Source organism: Streptomyces sp. NPDC046977 (assembly GCF_040644455.1).
In the GTDB taxonomy this organism is placed as follows: domain Bacteria; phylum Actinomycetota; class Actinomycetes; order Streptomycetales; family Streptomycetaceae; genus Actinacidiphila.
Genome location: NZ_JBEYWO010000005.1, coordinates 50,313 through 66,676 on the forward strand (window position 1 = coordinate 50,313; position 16,364 = coordinate 66,676).

Consider the following 16,364-nt stretch of genomic DNA (forward strand, 5'->3'; position numbering starts at 1 on the left):
ACGGTCCCATGGCATCGCAGGAGCTGTACGGGGAGCTGGCACACCAGCTGCGCGCCATCCCCGCCGTGGCCCGCGAGCTCAGCCGCTCGTGCCCGCAGGACTGCCCGCCCGCCTCGCTCGGCGTGCTCGCGGCGGTGGGCCGCCACGACGAGCTGCGCATGAGCCGCCTGGCGGAACTGCTCGACATCGACATGTCGGTCACCAGCCGCCATGTCGCCCACCTCGCGGAACGCGGCTGGATCGACCGGCTGCCCGATCCGCACGACAGACGGTCGCGCCTGCTGCGGCTGACCCCCGGCGGCAAGGACGTGCTCCACGCCGCACTCGACGGGGTCGCCGCCTCGCTCGCCCACCACCTGCGGGACTGGCCCGACGAGGACGTGATGGTCCTCTGCGGGCTGCTGGAACGGCTGCGCACGGCCTTCACGGCCGACTGCCGCCCCCGTACGCAAACGATCACGACGTGAAGAGGATGACGATGGCAACAACCGCATCACCGGCCGGTGTGCGGGGGGCCGAGGCCCACGCGGGACACGCGGCCCCCATGTCGCACCGGCAGATCATGGAGGCCCTGACCGGGCTGATCCTCGGCTTGTTCGTGGCGATCCTGTCGTCCACGATCGTCTCCAACGCCCTGCCGAGGATCATCTCCGATCTGCACGGTGGTCAGAGCGCCTACACCTGGGTCATCACCGCCGCCCTGCTCACCACCACCGCCACCACCCCGCTCTGGGGCAAGCTGTCCGACCTGTTCAGCAAGAAGCTGCTGGTCCAGCTGGCGCTGGTGATCTACGTGATCGGCTCGCTCGTCGCGGGCGTCTCGCAGAACACGAGCGAGCTGATCGCCTGCCGCGTCGTCCAGGGCGTCGGCGTCGGCGGCCTGATCGCGCTGACCCAGGTCATCATGGCCTCGATGATCTCGCCGCGGGAGCGCGGCCGCTACAGCGGCTACCTCGGCGCGGCCTTCGCGGTCGGCACCGTCGGCGGCCCGCTGCTCGGCGGCGTCATCGTCGACACCGACTGGCTCGGCTGGCGCTGGTGCTTCTACGTCGGCGTGCCCTTCGCGGTCCTCGCGCTGATCGTGCTGCAGAAGACCCTGAACCTGCCGGTCGTGAAGCGCCAGGCCAAGGTCGACTGGGCGGGCGCCACGTTCGTCACCGCCGCCGTCAGCCTGCTGCTCGTCTGGGTCACCTTCGCCGGCGACAAGTACGCGTGGATCTCCTGGCAGACCTGGACCATGACCGGCGGCGCGGTGCTGCTGGCCCTGGTCTTCGTGCTGATCGAGTCCCGCGCGCGCGAGCCGATCATGCCGCTGCGGCTGTTCCGCAACAAGACCATCAGCCTGACCTCGGTCGCCTCGCTCTTCGTGGGCGTGGGGGTGTACAGCGGCACCGTCTTCCTGAGCCAGTACTTCCAGCTGGCGCGGGGCAAGTCGCCGACCATGTCCGGCGTCCTGACCATCCCGTTGATCGCGGGCCTGTTCGTCTCCTCCACCGTCTCCGGCCAGATCATCACCCGGACCGGCCGCTGGAAGGCGATCCTGGTCTCCGGCGGCGTGCTGCTCACCGCGGGGCTGGGCCTGCTCGGCTCGCTGCGGTACGACAGCGTCTACTGGCACCTGGCGATCTTCATGGCGCTGCTGGGCCTGGGCCTCGGCATGATGATGCAGAACCTGGTCCTCGCCGTGCAGAACCAGGTGGGCGCCGCCGACCTCGGCGCGGCGAGCTCCATGGTCACCTTCTTCCGCACCCTCGGCGGCGCGGTCGGCGTCTCCGCACTGGGCGCCGTGCTCGCCAACCGGGTCACCCGCTACACCACGGACGGCCTGTCCGCGCTCGGCGTGGACTCCACCGGCTCCTCCGGCGGCGGCATCCCGGACCTCGCGTCGCTCCCGGCGCCGATCCGCAACGTCGTGGAGACCGCGTACGGCCACGGCGCGGGCGACGTGTTCCTGGTGGCGGCCCCCGTGGCGTTCCTCGCGCTGCTGGTGGTGCTCTTCATCAAGGAGGTGCCGCTGCGGACCTCCAGCGGTCTGCAGCAGGCCGCCGGCGTGCCCGCGCACCAAGAGCCGGCGCCCGCGGCCGCGGCCGCCCCGCTGCCCGTGTCCGCACCCGTCCCCGCGCCCGCGCCCGAACCCGCACCAGCGCCCGTACCCGTCCAGGAGGGCCCCATGATCCACGGCCAGGTCCGCAACTCCGAGGGCACCGGCGTCGCACACGCCACGCTCACCCTGATCTCGCTCACCGGCACGCAGCTCGGCCGGGCCGCCACCGGCCCCGACGGCGGCTACGTGCTCACCACGCCCGGCGCCGGCTCGTACGTGCTGATCGCGGCGGCCGACGGCCACCAGCCGCAGGCCTCCACGGTCGTGGCCGGCGAGGACCCGGTCCCCTACGACGTCGTCCTGTCCGGCACCGGCGGCCTCACCGGCACCGTCACCTCCGAGGCCGACGGCTTCCCGGTGCACGGCGCCGTGGTCGTCGTCACCGACGTCCTTGGCGAGGTGCTGGCCAGCGGCGGCACCGGGCAGGACGGCGGCTTCGGCTTCGGCGCCCTCCCGGCCGGCGACTTCACCCTCGCGGTCAACGCCACCGGTTTCCGGCCGGTCGCCCTGCCCGTCGAGGTCGCCGGCACCGCCCCGACCCACGTCGACGTCGCGCTGCGGCTCGGCGGCAGCGTCCAGGGCACCGTCCTCGGCGGCGCGAGCAGGATGCCGCTGCCCGAGGCGCGCGTCACCCTCGTGGACGGCGCAGGGAACGTCGTGGCCACCTCCACGACCGGCGGCGACGGCGCGTACGCCTTCGGCGACCTGGACGCGGGCGAGTACTCGCTCATAGCCAGCGGCTACCCGCCGGTCGCGACCACGATCCGGGTCGGGGACGAGAGCGCCAAGGACGTCGACGTGGAGCTCAGCCACCCCGAGGGGTGAGCGGGACCCGCTCCAGAACGGCCGGCTCGTGTGCCTGCGGAGACGCACGAACCGGCTGCCCCGGGGGGCACCTGGTCCAGGTCCGGACGGCGCCGGCAGGGGACGGCCGCGCACCGTCCGGGAGGGACCGCACCAGGTGGCTCCCGCAGGGGCCCGGGGAATGCCCCGGGCCCCGGTCCCCGGGGGGACACACACGCAACGGAAGGCGAGCGATGAGCATGACCACGACCGGGAAGACGGGCCTGCGGGGGCGGGTGCGGACCAAGGACGGCTGGGCAGTGCCGCACGCCGTGCTGACGGTCACCGACATGACGGGTCAGCAGGTCGCCCGCGAGACCGCGGACGCCGAGGGCGCGCTGCGCACCGCCGCGCTGGCCCAGGGCGCGTACACGGTCATCGTGACGGCCGTCGGCTACCGCCCCGCGGCGGCGACGGCCCTGGTCACCGCCTCGGGATCGGCCGACGTCGGCACCGTGACACTCGCCCGCGCCGGCGGCGTCGAACTGCCCCCGCCCGGCGTGTGGACCGTCGACCCCGCCCACTCCGAGATCCGCGCCGTCGCCCAGCACCTCGGGCTGTCCAGCGTGCACGGCCGGTTCAAGGGCTTCGCGGCGAGCATCGAGATCGCCGAGCAGCCGCTGGGCTCCACCGTGCAGGCCGTCATCGACGCCGCGTCCATCGACACCGGCAACGGCACCCGCGACGCGCACCTGCGCTCCCCCGACTTCCTGGACGTGGCGGCGCACCCCAGCGTCACCTACCGCAGCACCTCCCTGGAGCAGTCCGCCGAGGACCGCTGGACCGTGCACGGCGAGCTGGCGATGCGCGGCGTGACCCGCCCGGTCGACCTCGACCTGGCCTACCTGGGCACCGGCCCGGACCAGTGGGGCGGGATGCGCGCCGCCTTCCGCGCGACGGCGCAACTGCGGCGGGAGGACTTCGCCATGCACTACAACCAGGTCGTCCAGGCCGGCATCGTCGCCGTCGGCACCACCGTGAAGGTCGAGCTCGACATCCAGGCCGTGCAGGGCACCGCCCTCCCTGCCCCGCAGCCACCGGCGGCATAGGCTGCTGTCATGGCCTACATCGCGACCAACACCTCCGTGCAGCTCGATCAGTTGCTGGAGTTCGTCCGCCCGCGCCACCACGCCCTGCTGCTGACCACCCGCGCGGACGGACGCCCCCAGGGCTCCCCCGTCACCTGCGGCGTCGACGACTCCGGGCGGCTGGTGATCTCCACGTACCCCGAACGGGCCAAGACCCGCAACGCGCGCCGCGACCCGCGGGCGAGCGTGATCGTGCTCTCCGACGAGTGGGACGGGCCCTGGGTCCAGATCGACGGCACCGCCGAGGTCATCGACCCGCCGGAGTCGGTCGAGCCGCTCGTGGAGTACTACCGCAACATCGCCGGCGAGCACCCGGACTGGGACGAGTACCGTGCCGCGATGCTCAAGCAGGGCAAGTCGCTGGTCCGGGTGACCCCCGAGCGGTGGGGGCCCATCGCGACGGGCGGCTTCCCGGCCCGGCTGGCGCCCTCCGAGGACTGAACCGCGGGCAGGGGAAGGGCGGCGGCCGACCGGCCGCCGCCCTTCCCGCGTCCACGACCTGGGTCAGCTCGGGTCGGTCAGGTCGTAGACGGTCACTCCGCCCAGGGTCATGGAGCCGAAGTTCTCCTCCACCCATGAGCTGATCTGTGCGGCGGTACCCCGGTCGCTGCTGCCCCGGCCGCCGCCGCCCATGCCTCCCGTGCCGCCGGAGGCGATGAACCAGTGGATCCGCCCCTGTGCCACCCAGGCCTTGAACCGGTCGAGCGTGGGCGAGGGGTCACTGCCGTTGAAGCCGCCGATGGCCATCACGGGCTTTCCGGTGGCCAGTTGGTAGCTCGCCGCGTTCTGCGAGCCGATCGCGGCGGCCACCCAGGTGTACGTGCCGGCGTCGGCGAGCAGCGCCTTCTTGGCGGCGTCGCTCACGGCCGCCCCGTTCAGCAGGCCGCCGAGGCCGCCCGTGCCGCCGCGTCCGGTGGCGCCGCCATTGCCGCGGGGGGCGCCGGGGAAGCCCTGCCCAGCACCGGGGAAGCCCTGCGGGGCCCGGCCCTGCGGCCCCTGCCCGCCGCCGGGGAAGCCCCCGGCACCGCGGCGCATGCCGCCCGGCCCGCCCATGCCGCCGCGCACCGCGGGTCCGGCCGTCACGATGGAGCCCGTGTGCGCGGTGCCGGCCGTCTGCAGCGTGTACGCCAGCGGCCCGCCGAGCGCCGCCGCGAGGCCCAACCCTGCCGCGGCCAGGGCGAGGTGCCGGCCCAGCCGTGCCGTCAGCAGCAACCCGAGGGCCGCGGCGATCCCGGCGGCGAGCACCGCGTACCGCACCCACGGGAACCAGTCCGCCGAGCGCCCCAGCAGGGCCCACGACCACACGGCCGTCACGGCGGCCGTGCCCGCGAGCAGCGCCGACGCGGCCGGGTGCCGGCGCCGCTCCCACAGCGGCACGACGCCCGTGCCGGCCGTCGCCGCGATGTAGGGCGCCAGGGCGATGTTGTAGTACTGGTGGAAGATCCCGGACATGAAACTGAAGGTCAGGAAGGTGAAGACCAGCGCCCCGCCCCACACCAGGAGAGCCGCGCGCGTGGTGTCGGTGCGGGGCGCCCGCCGGGTCAGCCACAGGCCCGCCACGAGCAGCACGAACGCGGCGGGCAGCAGCCACGCGATCTGACCGCCCATGTCGGTGCCGAACAGCCGGCTCCAGCCGGTCGCGCCCCACTGGCCGCCGCCCGCGCCGCCGCCACCGCCACCGCCGACGGATCCGGTCTCGTCGCCGGTGATCCGGCCGAGGCCGTTGTAGCCGAAGGTCAGCGACAGGAAGCTGTTGTCCTGCGAGCCGCCGATGTACGGGCGCGAGGACGCCGGCCACAGCTCGACGACCGCGACCCACCAGCCCCCGGAGAGCACGGCGGCCAGCCCCGCGAGGCCGAGTTGCGCGAACCGCCGCCGGACGCGCGTGGGCGCGCACACCGCATACACGACCGCCAACGGCGGCAGGATCAGCCACGCCTGCAGCGTCTTGGTCAGGAAGGCGAGGCCGAAGGCGACGCCCGCGAGCAGCAGCCACTTCGTCCGGGCGTCCTCCAGGGCGCGCAGCACGCAGTGCACCGCCACCACCATCAGCAGGCACAGCAGGGCGTCCGGGTTGTTGAAGCGGAACATCAGCGCGGCGACCGGCGTGAGGGCGAACGCGAGCCCCGCGATCAGCCCCGCGGCCGCGCCGGAACGCCGCCGCACGGTGGCGTGCAGCACGCCCACCGCGGCCACGCCCATCAGCGCCTCGGGCACCAGGATCGCCCAGGAGTTCAGCCCGAAGAGCCGCACCGACAGCGCCATCGGCCAGAGCGCGGCCGGGGGCTTGTCGACGGTGATGGAGTTGCCGGCGTCCGAGGAGCCGAAGAAGAACGCCTTCCAGCTCTCGGCGCCCGCCTGGACGGCGGCCGAGTAGAAGGAGTTCGCCCATCCCGAGGCGCCCAGGTCCCACAAGTAGACGACGGCCGTGAGGACGAGCAGCGCGAGGAGGGCCGGCCGGGCCCAGCGGGGGTCCTCCGGTTGTCCGCGCCACAGACGGGCGACCGGTCCGGCGGTTCCGCGAGGGCGCGGGGAGGGCGGGGGCGCGCCCTGCGGGACCGGGCTGCGCCCCGTGGCCCCTGGCGGTGGCGCGTCGGCCGGGACCGGGGAGCGGTGGACGGCCGCGGGGATGTGCCCCGGAAGTGGAGGGATAGTGGGCGGGTTCCCCTCCGGCGCGTGGTGCGACGTGGTCATCGGTGGCTCCCGGGGTCGTGTGCCTCGTGGTCCGCGGTCGTCACGGGCGCCGCGGCATCGTGCGGGACGAGGGGCGTCGGGAGGGCGTGCGGGGCGCCCGGCCGGACCGGCACGGTCGATGCGGGCGATACGCGCAATACGGCACCGGGGCCCGCGCGGTCCGGGAAGACCCAGGCGCGGAGCAGCAGGAAGCGCAGAACGGTCGCGGCCAGGTTGGCCGCGACGAGGACGGCGATCTCGGTGCCACGCGAGGGGCTGCCGTTCGCGCTGTGCAGGGCGGCCAGTGAGCCGCTGGTGAGCGCCAGGCCGATGCCGAACACGACCAGGCCCTGCGCCTGGTGGCGCAGGGCCTGGTCCCGGCCGCGCACACCGAAGGTCAGCCGCCGGTTGGCGGCGGTGTTGCCGACCGCCGACACCAGCAGGGCCAGCGCGTTGGCCGGCTGGGCCCCGGCCGTGCCGCGCAGGAGCGCGAAGAGCAGCAGGTACACGACGGTGCTCAGGCCGCCCACGACGCAGAATCCGGCCAGTTGGCGTGCGAGCCCGGCGGGCACGCCGGCGATGTCGCGGTCGCGCGGGTCGTCGCCGAAGGGCCGGCGCAACCGGTCGAGCGGCAGCACACCCGTGGCGAGACCCCGTCCGATCCGCCACAGGCCCCGCAGGTCGTCGGCCGCGGTGCGGACGAGGTCCACGGTGGAGTGGGGGTCGTCCACCCAGTCGACCGGCACTTCGTGGATGCGCAGCCCGGCCCGTTCGGCCAGCACCAGCATCTCGGTGTCGAAGAACCAGCCGGTGTCCTCCACCAGCGGCAGCAGCCGGTCGGCGACGTCCTTGCGGATCGCCTTGAAGCCGCACTGAGCGTCGGAGAAGCGGGCGGCCAGCGAGGTCCGCAGCAGGAGGTTGTAGGAGCGGGAGACGAACTCCCTCTTGGCGCCCCGCACGACACGCGAACTGCGGGCCAGCCGCGAGCCGATCGCCAGGTCGGAGTGGCCGGAGATGAGGGGGGCGACCAGTGGCAGCAGCGCGTTGAGGTCGGTGGACAGGTCGGCGTCCATGTACGCCAGCACGGGCGCGTCGGAGGCGGACCACACCGCGCGCAGGGCGCGCCCGCGGCCCTTGCGCTCCAGGTGGACGGCGGTGACGGCCGGTATCGCGGCCGCCAGCGTTTCGGCGATCACCGCCGTGCGGTCGGTGCTGGCGTTGTCGGCGACGGTGATCCGGAAGGGGTAGGGGAAGGTCCGCTCCAGGTGGGCGTGGAGTCTGCGAACGCAGCCTTCGAGGTCTTTCTCCTCGTTGAAGACGGGGATCACGACGTCCAGCACCGGTTCGGTCTGGGGGACGGCCAGGTGCTCGCGGGCGGGGAGGCTCCCCGGGCTCCGCTGCTCCTGGCCGGCCGGCGGGAGCTGTTGGGTTCGCATGCCGACGACCCTCCCGGGGCACGCTGTCATGACGGTGTGGCCGCCCTGAGCGGTGCCTGTGAGTGCGCGGCGGGCAGGTGGACGCGGAAGACGGTGGCCCCGGGCCGGCTGTCGATGGACACCCGTCCGCCGTGCGCGGCCACCACCGCCTGCACGATGGCCAGTCCGAGGCCGGTGCTGCCGGCCGCCCGGGAGCGGGAGGCGTCGCCGCGCGCGAAGCGCTCGAAGACGTGCGGCAGCAGGGCGGGCGGGATGCCGGGGCCGTTGTCGGCGACCTCGACCCGGACCTCCGGGCCGTGCGGCACGACGCGGGCCACCACGGTGGTGCCGGGCGGGGTGTGCGTGCGGGCGTTGGCCAGCAGATTGGTGAGCACCTGGTGCAGCCGCTGCGGGTCGCCCCGCACGACCGCCGGGTCGTCGGGCAGTTCCAGTCGCCAGCGGTGGTCGCGGCCGGCGGCGCGGGCGTCGCCGACCGCGTCGACGACCAGCGGCGACAGGTCGGTGCCGGCCAGGCTGAGCGGCCGGCCCGCGTCGAGCCGGGCGAGCAGCAGCAGGTCCTCGACGAGGGTGGTCATCCGGGCCGCCTCCGACTCGATGCGGCCGAGCGCGTGGCGGGTGTCGGGCCCGATGGCCTCGCGCCCGCGCCGGGTCAGCTCGGCGTAGCCGCGGATCGACGTCAGCGGGGTGCGCAGTTCGTGGCTGGCGTCGGCGACGAACTGCCGCACCCGCGCCTCGCTCTCCTGCCGGGCGTGCAGGGCGCTGCCGACGTGGTCGAGCATGCGGTTGAGCGCGGCCCCGACCTGGCCGACCTCGGTGCGGGGGTCGGTGTCGGCGTCGGGCATCCGTTCGTGGAGCGCCACCTCGCCGTGGTGCAGGGTCAGTTCGGAGACCCGGGTCGCGGTGGCGGCGACCCGGCGCAGCGGCCGCAGATTGAGCCGGATCATGGCGAAGCCGGCCAGACCCGCGGCGGCCAGGCCCGCCGCGGTGACGCAGACCTCGACCACGACCAGGGTGCCGATGGTGTCCCGGACGCTCGCGGTGGGCAGTCCGACGATCCAGGCCTGCCCGAACGCGTCGGTCTGCGACCTCACCACCCGGAAGGCGCCGAGTCCCGGGACGTCCAGGGTGTGCGGGGCGCCGTCCGGCGGGACGTCCGCGAAGACGGCGGCCTGCTGGGCGGTGAGCGGTTCGACGGCGAGCTGGTCGTCGGTGGTGCTGCTGGGCCGGGAACTCACCCCTGCCGCAACAACCTCGCCGGAGCGGTCGACCTGTGCCCCGACGGTGCCCGGCGGGACGCCGGGGCGGGTGATGACGGCCAGGGGGGAGCCGCCACCGGTGCCCCGGCGGTCCTCGGGCAGCCGGTCCCGCTGGTCACCCGGACCCATGCGGACCGGCTTGGCGACCTCGGCGACCTGGCCGTCCAGCTGGGCGTAGAGGAAGGACTGCAGCGCGAGTGCCGTGACGGTGCCGATGACCGCGCAGACGACCGCGATGAGCGCGACCGAGGAGACCACCAGCCGGGTCCGCAGCGACCAGCGGCGCCGGGTCCGGGCTCGGCGCGCTCCCGGCGCGCCGCGGCTCACGCCGGCTCGCCCGGCTTGATGAGGTATCCGGCGCCCCGCCGGGTGTGGATCATCGGCGTCCGGCCCGCGTCGATCTTCTTGCGCAGGTAGGAGATGTAGAGCTCGACCACGTTGGCCTGGCCGCCGAAGTCGTACGACCAGACGCGGTCGAGGATCTGCGCCTTGCTGAGCACCCGGCGCGGATTGCGCATCAGGTAGCGCAGCAGCTCGAACTCGGTGGCGGTGAGGTGGATGCCGACGCCGTCGCGGCTGACCTCGTGGCTGTCCTCGTTCAGCACGAGGTCCCCGACGACCAGCAGCGACTCCTGGCGGGCGGCGGCCGCGCCGGCCCGGCGCAGCAGGCCGCGCAGCCGGGCGACGACCTCCTCCAGGCTGAAGGGTTTGGTGACGTAGTCGTCGCCGCCCGCGGTGAGTCCGGCGATGCGGTCCTCGACGGCGTCCCTGGCGGTGAGGAACAGCACGGGCACATCGGGCAGGTCGCGGCGCAGCCGGGAAAGGACCTCCAGGCCGTCCATGTCGGGCAGCATCATGTCCAGGACCACGGCGTCCGGATGCCGTTCACGGGCGGCGCGCAGGGCGTCGGCGCCCGTGCCCTCGGTGTGGACGTCCCAGCCCTCGTAACGCAGGGCCATGGAGAGCAGGTCGGCCAGGGCGGTCTCGTCGTCCACGACGAGGACCCGCACGGGGGAGCCGTCCGGACGCGCGAGGTCGGCGGCGGCGGAGGAAGGAGACGCGGTCATGGGGGAATCCTGTGAGCCGCCGCTGAGAACACCCTTGGCGGTGTCTGTGAATTGTCTGAGAAGAACGCCGTCGTGACGGGTGACGGCCCGCCAGGGGCGGGGGCGAACACGCCGCCCCGCGGGGAATGCCCCGATCACCGGGCCGCGTTTGGTACGACGGACATCGGACTTCAGTCGACCTGACGGTGGGAGACGGCCCATGGGTTTCAGCGACAACGGCGCGACGGCACGGGCGATCGGCCGGTACGGACTGTGGAACAGCGGCCTGCGCGACCCCGACCCGTCCCGCGCCGGGGAACTGGCCGAGACCGCCGCCGAGTTGGAGGAACTCGGCTACGGCGCCCTCTGGCTCGGCGGCAGCGCGGGCGTGGAGCACGCGATCCCGCTGATCGAGGCGACCTCGTCCATCACCGTCGCGACGGGCATCCTCAGCATCTGGCAGTACGAGGCCGTGGACGTCGCCGCCCGCTGGTCCGCCCTGGAGGCCTCGCACCCGGGCCGCTTCCTGCTCGGCCTCGGCGTCAGCCACGCGAAGCTCGCCGCGCAGTACGAGCGCCCCTACGCCGCGATGACCGGCTGGCTCGACGCGCTGGACGCCGCCGGGGTCCCGGCCGGCCGCCGTGTACTGGCCGCACTCGGCCCGAGGATGATGGAGCTCTCCCGCGACCGCGCCGCGGGCGCCCACCCGTACCTGGTCACCCCCGAGCACACCGCGCAGGCCCGTGAGATCCTCGGCCGGGGCCCGCTGCTCGCCCCGGAGTTCACGGTCGTGCTGGACACCGATCCCGCGCGGGCCCGGGCGACCGCCCGCGCGATGCTCTCCCTCTATCTCACGCTGCCCAACTACACCAACAGCTGGCTGCGTCTGGGCTTCACCGAGGACGACCTGGCGAACGGCGGCAGCGACCGCCTCGTGGACGCGCTCATCGGCTGGGGCGACGAGCAGCGGCTGCGCGAGCGCATCGACGCCTTCCTCGACGCGGGCGCCGACCACGTCGCCGTCCAGGTGCTGACCGCCGACGGGGACCGCAGCGGTCTGCCGCGCGAGGAGTGGCGGCGGCTCGCAGTGGCGCTCGGGCTCTGAGTCCGTCAGCGAAAGGGCAGTCGGGGACAGCCGCTCATCAGGAACGGAAGGCTCCGCTCAAAGCCGTTCAGCACCCGGCCGGGCGGCGGGGCCGGGCGTATGTTCGGCCCATGGACAGCGGCACCGTGCCCCGAACCGTCCCGGTCGACCGCATGGCGTCGGGCGACCACGCCTGTCTCGGCTTCGCGGACGAGGACGCCCGCTGGGAGGTCCGCGCCGCCTTCACCGCCATCGGCCTGGCCCGGGGGGAGCGCGTGCTGCTCTTCAGCGGGCGCGGCACACCCCCGGCCGAGGCCGTCGGCCGGCTCACCGCGCTCGGCGTCCGCGCCGCCGAGGCGGTGCGCCGCGGGGCACTCGTCATCACCCCGCTCGTCCCCGGCTACGACTCCGCCGCCGCCTGGTCCGCCCTCACCGACACCGCCCACCGCCTCGGCTACCGCGGGCTGCGGGCGGCGGGCGACATGTCCTGGGCCCTGCGGCCGGGCCTCGACCGGGACCGGCTCGTCGGCCACGAGGCCGCCATGACCCAGGTGCTGGCGGGCCTCGGGCTCACCGCCGTCTGCGAGTACGACCAGCGGCGCTTCCACGCCACGCTGCTGGCGCGGGTGCGTGCCGCGCATCCGGTGTGGCTGCGGGCGCCGTCCGGCGCCCTCCATGTCGAGCGGCACGGCGGCACACTCGTCCTCAGCGGTGACGCCGACCTCGCCACGCGCACCGACTTCGAGGTCGGCCTGCGCCATGCCTTCGGCTCACCTGCCGGTCCGCCGCGCGTCGTCGACCTGACCGGGCTCGGCTTCATCGACGCCCACTGCGCCGCCGTCCTCATCCGCCACGCGGCGTCCCTCGGCCCCGCCGGTCGCGTCACCGTCCGCTGCCCGCGGCTGCACGCCCGGACGCTGCGCCTGTGCGGCGCGGCCGAGGTCCCCCGACTCGTCCTGCTCGTCCCCGGCGAGGGGGACTGAGGGTCAGACCTGCTGGGCCGCCCAGAACTCGTCCCAGGAGATCTTGCCGTCGCCGTTGGTGTCGACCCTGCTGATCACGGACTGGGCCACCGTCTCGGTCACGTTGAAGTCACCCAGCTGAGCCATCACGCTCTTGTACTCGCTCGCCGTGATGAGACCGTCCCCGTCGATGTCGTACCGCGTGAACGCTCGCTTGCACGCCTCGATGTCGGCCATCGTGACCACCCCTCCATGTATGTGTCGGTCCGTCGGGCCACACCCTAGCCGTCCCGGGCCCCTGCCCGGCCAGGGGTGCTTCCGGCCCTCCCGGTCGCACGCGCCGGTGCGTCCGAAGCGAGAGGTGTGCCCGCGCCGGGTCGGTCCCCGGTCCGAGGCACGGACACTGCTGCCGGCCACGGTGGGACCGGGTCATGACGGAGGCGGAAGCCGCGCGCAGCACCTTCCACCGGCACGCCGCGGTCAGGGCAGCACATCCGCGCGGCCCTGACCGCGCCCGGTCAGCGGGCGGTGGCCGCCTGCTCGACGAGGCGCGTCACGGCGCCCGCGTCGGTCAGCGGGGCGGCGTGCGGGGCGTTGACCTCGACGGTGCGGGCGTGCGCGCGCGAGGCCATGAACCGCTCGGCGGCCGGCGGGATGGCATGGTCCGCCGTGGCGACGAGGTACCAGGACGGGATGGTCTTCCAGGCCGGAGTGCCCGAGGGCTCACCGAAGGCCTGCGCGGCGATCGGTCGCTGGCCGGCCGCCAGTTGCGCGGCGGCGGCGCGGTTGAGCCGGTTGCTGAGGAAGACGTCGCGGTACTTGTCGGGCTTGATGTAGAGGTCGACGCCGGTGCCGCCGTCGGGCTGGGTGAACGGCACGGCGTCGAGCGCGGTGGGCACCGGGGCGGCGGGGTCGTCGCTGAGGTGGCTGCCGGGGAACCGGGCGCTGATGGACCCGAGGCTCTCGCCCTTGTCGGGCGCGAAGGCGGCGATGTAGACGAGCGCCTTCACCTCGGGGTTGCCGGTGGCGGCGTTGGTGATGACGCTGCCGCCGTAGGAGTGGCCGACCAGGACGACGGGGCCGTGGATGGTCTTGAGGTAGTCCTTCAGGTAGGCGGAGTCACTGGCCACGCCCCGCAGCGGGTTGGCCGGGGCGGCGACCGGATAGCCGTCGGCCTGGAGGCGCTTGATCACGCCGTTCCAGCCGGCCGAGTCGGCCCAGGCGCCGTGGACCAGGACAACGGTCGGCTTGGCGGCGGCGGGCCCGGCGGTGCCGTGCCGGTCACCGGGGGCGGCCGTGGCGGTCGCGGCGAGACCGGCGGCGAGGGCGAGGCCCGCGGCGCCGACGACGGCGAGGCGGATGCGGCGGTTGTGGGTTCGACGGTGCTGGAACACCTGGTGTCTCCTGGCGGGTTGGCGGGGCCGGCACGGGACGGTGGCACGTCCCGGGCCTGGTAGATAGAACGTTCTATCCATCCTTACGCTAGCCCGACCCCGGGCCGTGGGCAACGAGATCCACCACTCAAATCGAACCCACGACCGACAGGCGCTCCATGCGGGCAGGAATTCCCACGGACCCGTAATTCCGCCGGTAATTCGACGGTCGCGCGAATAGCCAGCAGTGGTGGGGTTGCGGGGTCGGGGTTATCCTGGTAGCCAACAAACACCAAATCCTCGAACGGCAAATCTGTGAACGAATTCACTACATTGCTGCTCGCAACCGTTCGCAATGCCGTGAAGACATTCGAAGCGGTAGCTGCGACGGTGTACCTGGCCGAGGCAGACGGAAGCCACTTGCGAGCCTCGATGATAGGCGGGCGCCAGCCGGCGGTGTTCGCCATTCCGGAACTTATCCCGGTGGACTCGCCCTACATATCGGCACGCGCGTTCCGCACACAATCGACGGCTTTGACGGAAGGCGAGGACCCCGCCGACATCTTCCAGCAGTACCGGCACATCAGCATGTTCCCCTACACCGCGGCCTCCGCCCCACTGATTTCCCGAGGCCGTTCACTGGGAACCGTCACGATCCTTCGCGATCCCATTCCGGACAAAGAAGAAGAAGCCCGTATGGTGAGCCGGCTCGCGGACGTCGGAACGCGGCTCGCCAACGAGCTGTCGAAATTCTCGGAGTCCGAAATGTGTACGGGGCCGACCCCCGTGATCGTCCCCGTGAGCGATTCGGCGGAACCCTGCGAGCCCACGCCGTCGCGCTGGGGCATCCCCGAGGTCTCCGCCTCCGTGGGGATGACGTGCATGTACCAGCTCCGGCGCCTCTCCAGCGAGCTGAATTCCGCCACGGGAATGAAGGACGTCATCGCGGCCGCCCACCGCCGTATTTCCGTGCCCTTCGGCTGCCGTGCGGTGATCCTGTCCAGATTCGTCGAGGGGCGGACCTGGGTGGTCGGCCACAACGGCGCCTCCCGCGACATGGTGAGGATGTTCCACGGGGCGAGCATCCAGTCACGCGGCCCTCTGGCGGAGGCGATGAGCGGAAAGCCGCTCTTCCTCGAGAACGGGACCACCTTCTACGCATTCCCTCCCGACCCCGCCCTGCCTTCCGGGGAGGCCGAGGTCTACCTCCCCCTCCTCGGCAGCAACGGGATCGCCGGCGTCTGCCACCTCGGTTTCCCCGACGAAAGGCGGTTCGCGCCCGAGGAGAAATCCCTGCTCATCATGATGGCCAATCTGCTGGGATCGACACTGGAACGCCTGCAGCTCACCGAGGGGAAACTCGAACTCGCCTCCAGCGTGCAGAGAAAAATGCTTCCCCGGTCACTTCCCGATGTCGCCGGAATGGTCAGCGCCGCCCGCTACGTTCCGGCTTCCTCCTCGTCGGAGGTGGGCGGGGACTGGTACGACGTGATCGCCGCCTCGAACGGCCGGGTCGTGCTGGCCATCGGCGACGTCGAGGGACACGGCATCGACAGCGCGGCCGTCATGGGACAGGTACGCAGCGCGGTCTTCGCCTTCGCCTCCGAGGGGCACGGCCCCTCGGCGATCATCGAGCGGACGAGCAAACTGTTCCTGACCTTCGGCTCCGACCTGCTGGCCACCTGCTGCATCGTGAGCGTCGATGTCGCGAACGGCGTCCTGGAGGTGGCGTCCGCCGGCCATCTGGCGCCCCTGGTCAGGGACAAGGACGGAAGCATCGGCAAGCTGGACACCCCACCGGGGATCCCCCTGGGCGTCCCCTGCCTGCAGCCGCAGCCGAAATCCTACGAGTTCCCCCTGTCCCCCGGCAGCATGCTCCTCCTGTACTCCGACGGTCTGATCCAGAACCGGCAGTGCGACACCGAGGAGTTCGCGCTCCGCCTGTTCGCGGAATGCGCGGCGGACGGGCAGGACAACGTGGAGGAGGTGGCCGACCGGCTGATCTCCGGAGTCCCCGACCCCTCCCAGCGGTACGACGACGCGGCCCTGCTGCTGGTCAAGGCCGACACGACGGCGGATCGCACCACGTTCGAGATGGCCCGCCTGGAGATCCAGCCCCGCGACCTGAGGACCGTCTCCACGGCCCGCAAGTTCGCCCGGAACAGCCTCCGCACATGGCAACTGAACGAGATCTCCGACGACTTGGAGATCATCGTCTCCGAGATCGTCACCAATGCGCTGATCCACGCGGGGAGCGACGTGGACATGCGTCTCTACCGGTACCCCGACCGCGTGCGGCTCGAAGTCAGGGACTCGGACTCCGCGCCACCCATTCCCTCCTCGTTCTCCATGTCCGAGGAGGGCAGGTCGAAAGCGGAGAACGGGCGCGGGATGGTCATCGTCGAGAACATCTCGGGCTCCTGGGGCAGTTCCCCCAACGGACGCGGGAAAACCGTGTGGATCGAGTTCCCCACCCCACCGCCGGACCCGACAGCATGA

At 73.0% G+C, this 16,364-nt stretch carries 13 protein-coding genes; 7 read left to right on the top strand and 6 right to left on the bottom strand.

Features of this window, described 5'->3' with window-relative positions:
- Window positions 1-8 precede the first annotated feature (8 nt).
- From ABZ883_RS09485 to ABZ883_RS09500, 4 genes are all read left to right on the top strand, one after another.
- Window positions 9-467 carry a MarR family transcriptional regulator gene (locus tag ABZ883_RS09485; RefSeq protein WP_360904216.1) on the top strand — a complete coding sequence of 153 codons (459 nt, stop codon included), beginning with the start codon at window positions 9-11 and terminating at the stop codon, window positions 465-467.
- An 11-nt stretch (window positions 468-478) separates the two neighbouring features.
- On the top strand, window positions 479-2,929 hold the full coding sequence (locus ABZ883_RS09490) for an MFS transporter (RefSeq protein ID WP_360904219.1): 2,451 nt from the start codon (window positions 479-481) through the stop codon (window positions 2,927-2,929).
- Window positions 2,930-3,147: 218 nt separating this feature from the next.
- Entirely contained in the window at window positions 3,148-3,996 is an 849-nt protein-coding gene (locus ABZ883_RS09495; RefSeq protein ID WP_360905112.1) for a YceI family protein, read from the top strand.
- Between the two features lie 9 nt (window positions 3,997-4,005).
- A complete protein-coding gene (locus tag ABZ883_RS09500) occupies window positions 4,006-4,476 on the top strand; it encodes a PPOX class F420-dependent oxidoreductase (RefSeq protein WP_360904222.1) in 471 nt (156 codons plus the stop codon).
- Between the two features lie 63 nt (window positions 4,477-4,539).
- On the opposite strand, the gene ABZ883_RS09505 is transcribed toward ABZ883_RS09500, so the two are convergent.
- Genes ABZ883_RS09505 through ABZ883_RS09520 form a run of 4 tightly spaced genes read right to left on the bottom strand, consistent with a single transcriptional unit; the run spans window position 4,540 to window position 10,467 of the window.
- The gene (locus ABZ883_RS09505; protein WP_360904225.1) at window positions 4,540-6,729 is read right to left on the bottom strand and encodes a glycosyltransferase family 39 protein; all 2,190 of its coding nucleotides are present in this window, start codon (window positions 6,727-6,729) and stop codon (window positions 4,540-4,542) included.
- A complete protein-coding gene (locus ABZ883_RS09510; protein WP_360904228.1) occupies window positions 6,726-8,144 on the bottom strand; it encodes a bifunctional glycosyltransferase family 2/GtrA family protein in 1,419 nt (472 codons plus the stop codon). Before ABZ883_RS09510 ends, ABZ883_RS09505 begins: the two co-directional genes overlap by 4 nt.
- A 26-nt stretch (window positions 8,145-8,170) precedes the next feature.
- Window positions 8,171-9,727: a HAMP domain-containing sensor histidine kinase gene (locus tag ABZ883_RS09515; protein ID WP_360904231.1), complete on the bottom strand. Its 1,557-nt coding sequence runs from the start codon at window positions 9,725-9,727 to the stop codon at window positions 8,171-8,173.
- The gene (locus tag ABZ883_RS09520) at window positions 9,724-10,467 is read right to left on the bottom strand and encodes a response regulator transcription factor (RefSeq protein WP_360904234.1); all 744 of its coding nucleotides are present in this window, start codon (window positions 10,465-10,467) and stop codon (window positions 9,724-9,726) included. Before ABZ883_RS09520 ends, ABZ883_RS09515 begins: the two co-directional genes overlap by 4 nt.
- Window positions 10,468-10,666: 199 nt before the next feature.
- Here ABZ883_RS09520 and ABZ883_RS09525 point away from each other — a divergent pair, with 199 nt between their 5' ends.
- On the top strand, window positions 10,667-11,551 hold the full coding sequence (locus ABZ883_RS09525) for an LLM class F420-dependent oxidoreductase (RefSeq protein ID WP_360904237.1): 885 nt from the start codon (window positions 10,667-10,669) through the stop codon (window positions 11,549-11,551).
- A 110-nt stretch (window positions 11,552-11,661) separates the two neighbouring features.
- Window positions 11,662-12,513 carry an MEDS domain-containing protein gene (locus ABZ883_RS09530; RefSeq protein WP_360904240.1) on the top strand — a complete coding sequence of 284 codons (852 nt, stop codon included), beginning with the start codon at window positions 11,662-11,664 and terminating at the stop codon, window positions 12,511-12,513.
- Between the two features lie 3 nt (window positions 12,514-12,516).
- Here the strand turns inward: ABZ883_RS09530 and ABZ883_RS09535 are convergent, their stop codons facing one another.
- Both ABZ883_RS09535 and ABZ883_RS09540 read right to left on the bottom strand, forming a co-directional pair.
- Window positions 12,517-12,729, bottom strand: a complete 213-nt coding sequence (locus ABZ883_RS09535; RefSeq protein WP_360904243.1) for an EF-hand domain-containing protein — start codon at window positions 12,727-12,729, stop codon at window positions 12,517-12,519.
- 281 nt (window positions 12,730-13,010) lie between these two features.
- Window positions 13,011-13,886 carry an alpha/beta hydrolase gene (locus ABZ883_RS09540; protein WP_360904246.1) on the bottom strand — a complete coding sequence of 292 codons (876 nt, stop codon included), beginning with the start codon at window positions 13,884-13,886 and terminating at the stop codon, window positions 13,011-13,013.
- A gap of 777 nt (window positions 13,887-14,663) precedes the next feature.
- Here ABZ883_RS09540 and ABZ883_RS09545 point away from each other — a divergent pair.
- The gene (locus tag ABZ883_RS09545; RefSeq protein WP_360904249.1) at window positions 14,664-16,364 is read left to right on the top strand and encodes a SpoIIE family protein phosphatase; all 1,701 of its coding nucleotides are present in this window, start codon (window positions 14,664-14,666) and stop codon (window positions 16,362-16,364) included.

Bases quoted from the DNA above. Each gene is read 5' to 3' on its own strand.
- ABZ883_RS09485 (WP_360904216.1), top strand. From the start codon at position 9: ATGGCATCGCAGGAGCTGTACGGGGAGCTGGCACACCAGCTGCGCGCC.
- ABZ883_RS09490 (WP_360904219.1), top strand. From the start codon at position 479: ATGGCAACAACCGCATCACCGGCCGGTGTGCGGGGGGCCGAGGCCCAC.
- ABZ883_RS09495 (WP_360905112.1), top strand. From the start codon at position 3,148: ATGACCACGACCGGGAAGACGGGCCTGCGGGGGCGGGTGCGGACCAAG.
- ABZ883_RS09500 (WP_360904222.1), top strand. From the start codon at position 4,006: ATGGCCTACATCGCGACCAACACCTCCGTGCAGCTCGATCAGTTGCTG.
- ABZ883_RS09505 (WP_360904225.1), bottom strand. From the start codon at position 6,729: ATGACCACGTCGCACCACGCGCCGGAGGGGAACCCGCCCACTATCCCT.
- ABZ883_RS09510 (WP_360904228.1), bottom strand. From the start codon at position 8,144: ATGCGAACCCAACAGCTCCCGCCGGCCGGCCAGGAGCAGCGGAGCCCG.
- ABZ883_RS09520 (WP_360904234.1), bottom strand. From the start codon at position 10,467: ATGACCGCGTCTCCTTCCTCCGCCGCCGCCGACCTCGCGCGTCCGGAC.
- ABZ883_RS09525 (WP_360904237.1), top strand. From the start codon at position 10,667: ATGGGTTTCAGCGACAACGGCGCGACGGCACGGGCGATCGGCCGGTAC.
- ABZ883_RS09530 (WP_360904240.1), top strand. From the start codon at position 11,662: ATGGACAGCGGCACCGTGCCCCGAACCGTCCCGGTCGACCGCATGGCG.
- ABZ883_RS09535 (WP_360904243.1), bottom strand. From the start codon at position 12,729: ATGGCCGACATCGAGGCGTGCAAGCGAGCGTTCACGCGGTACGACATC.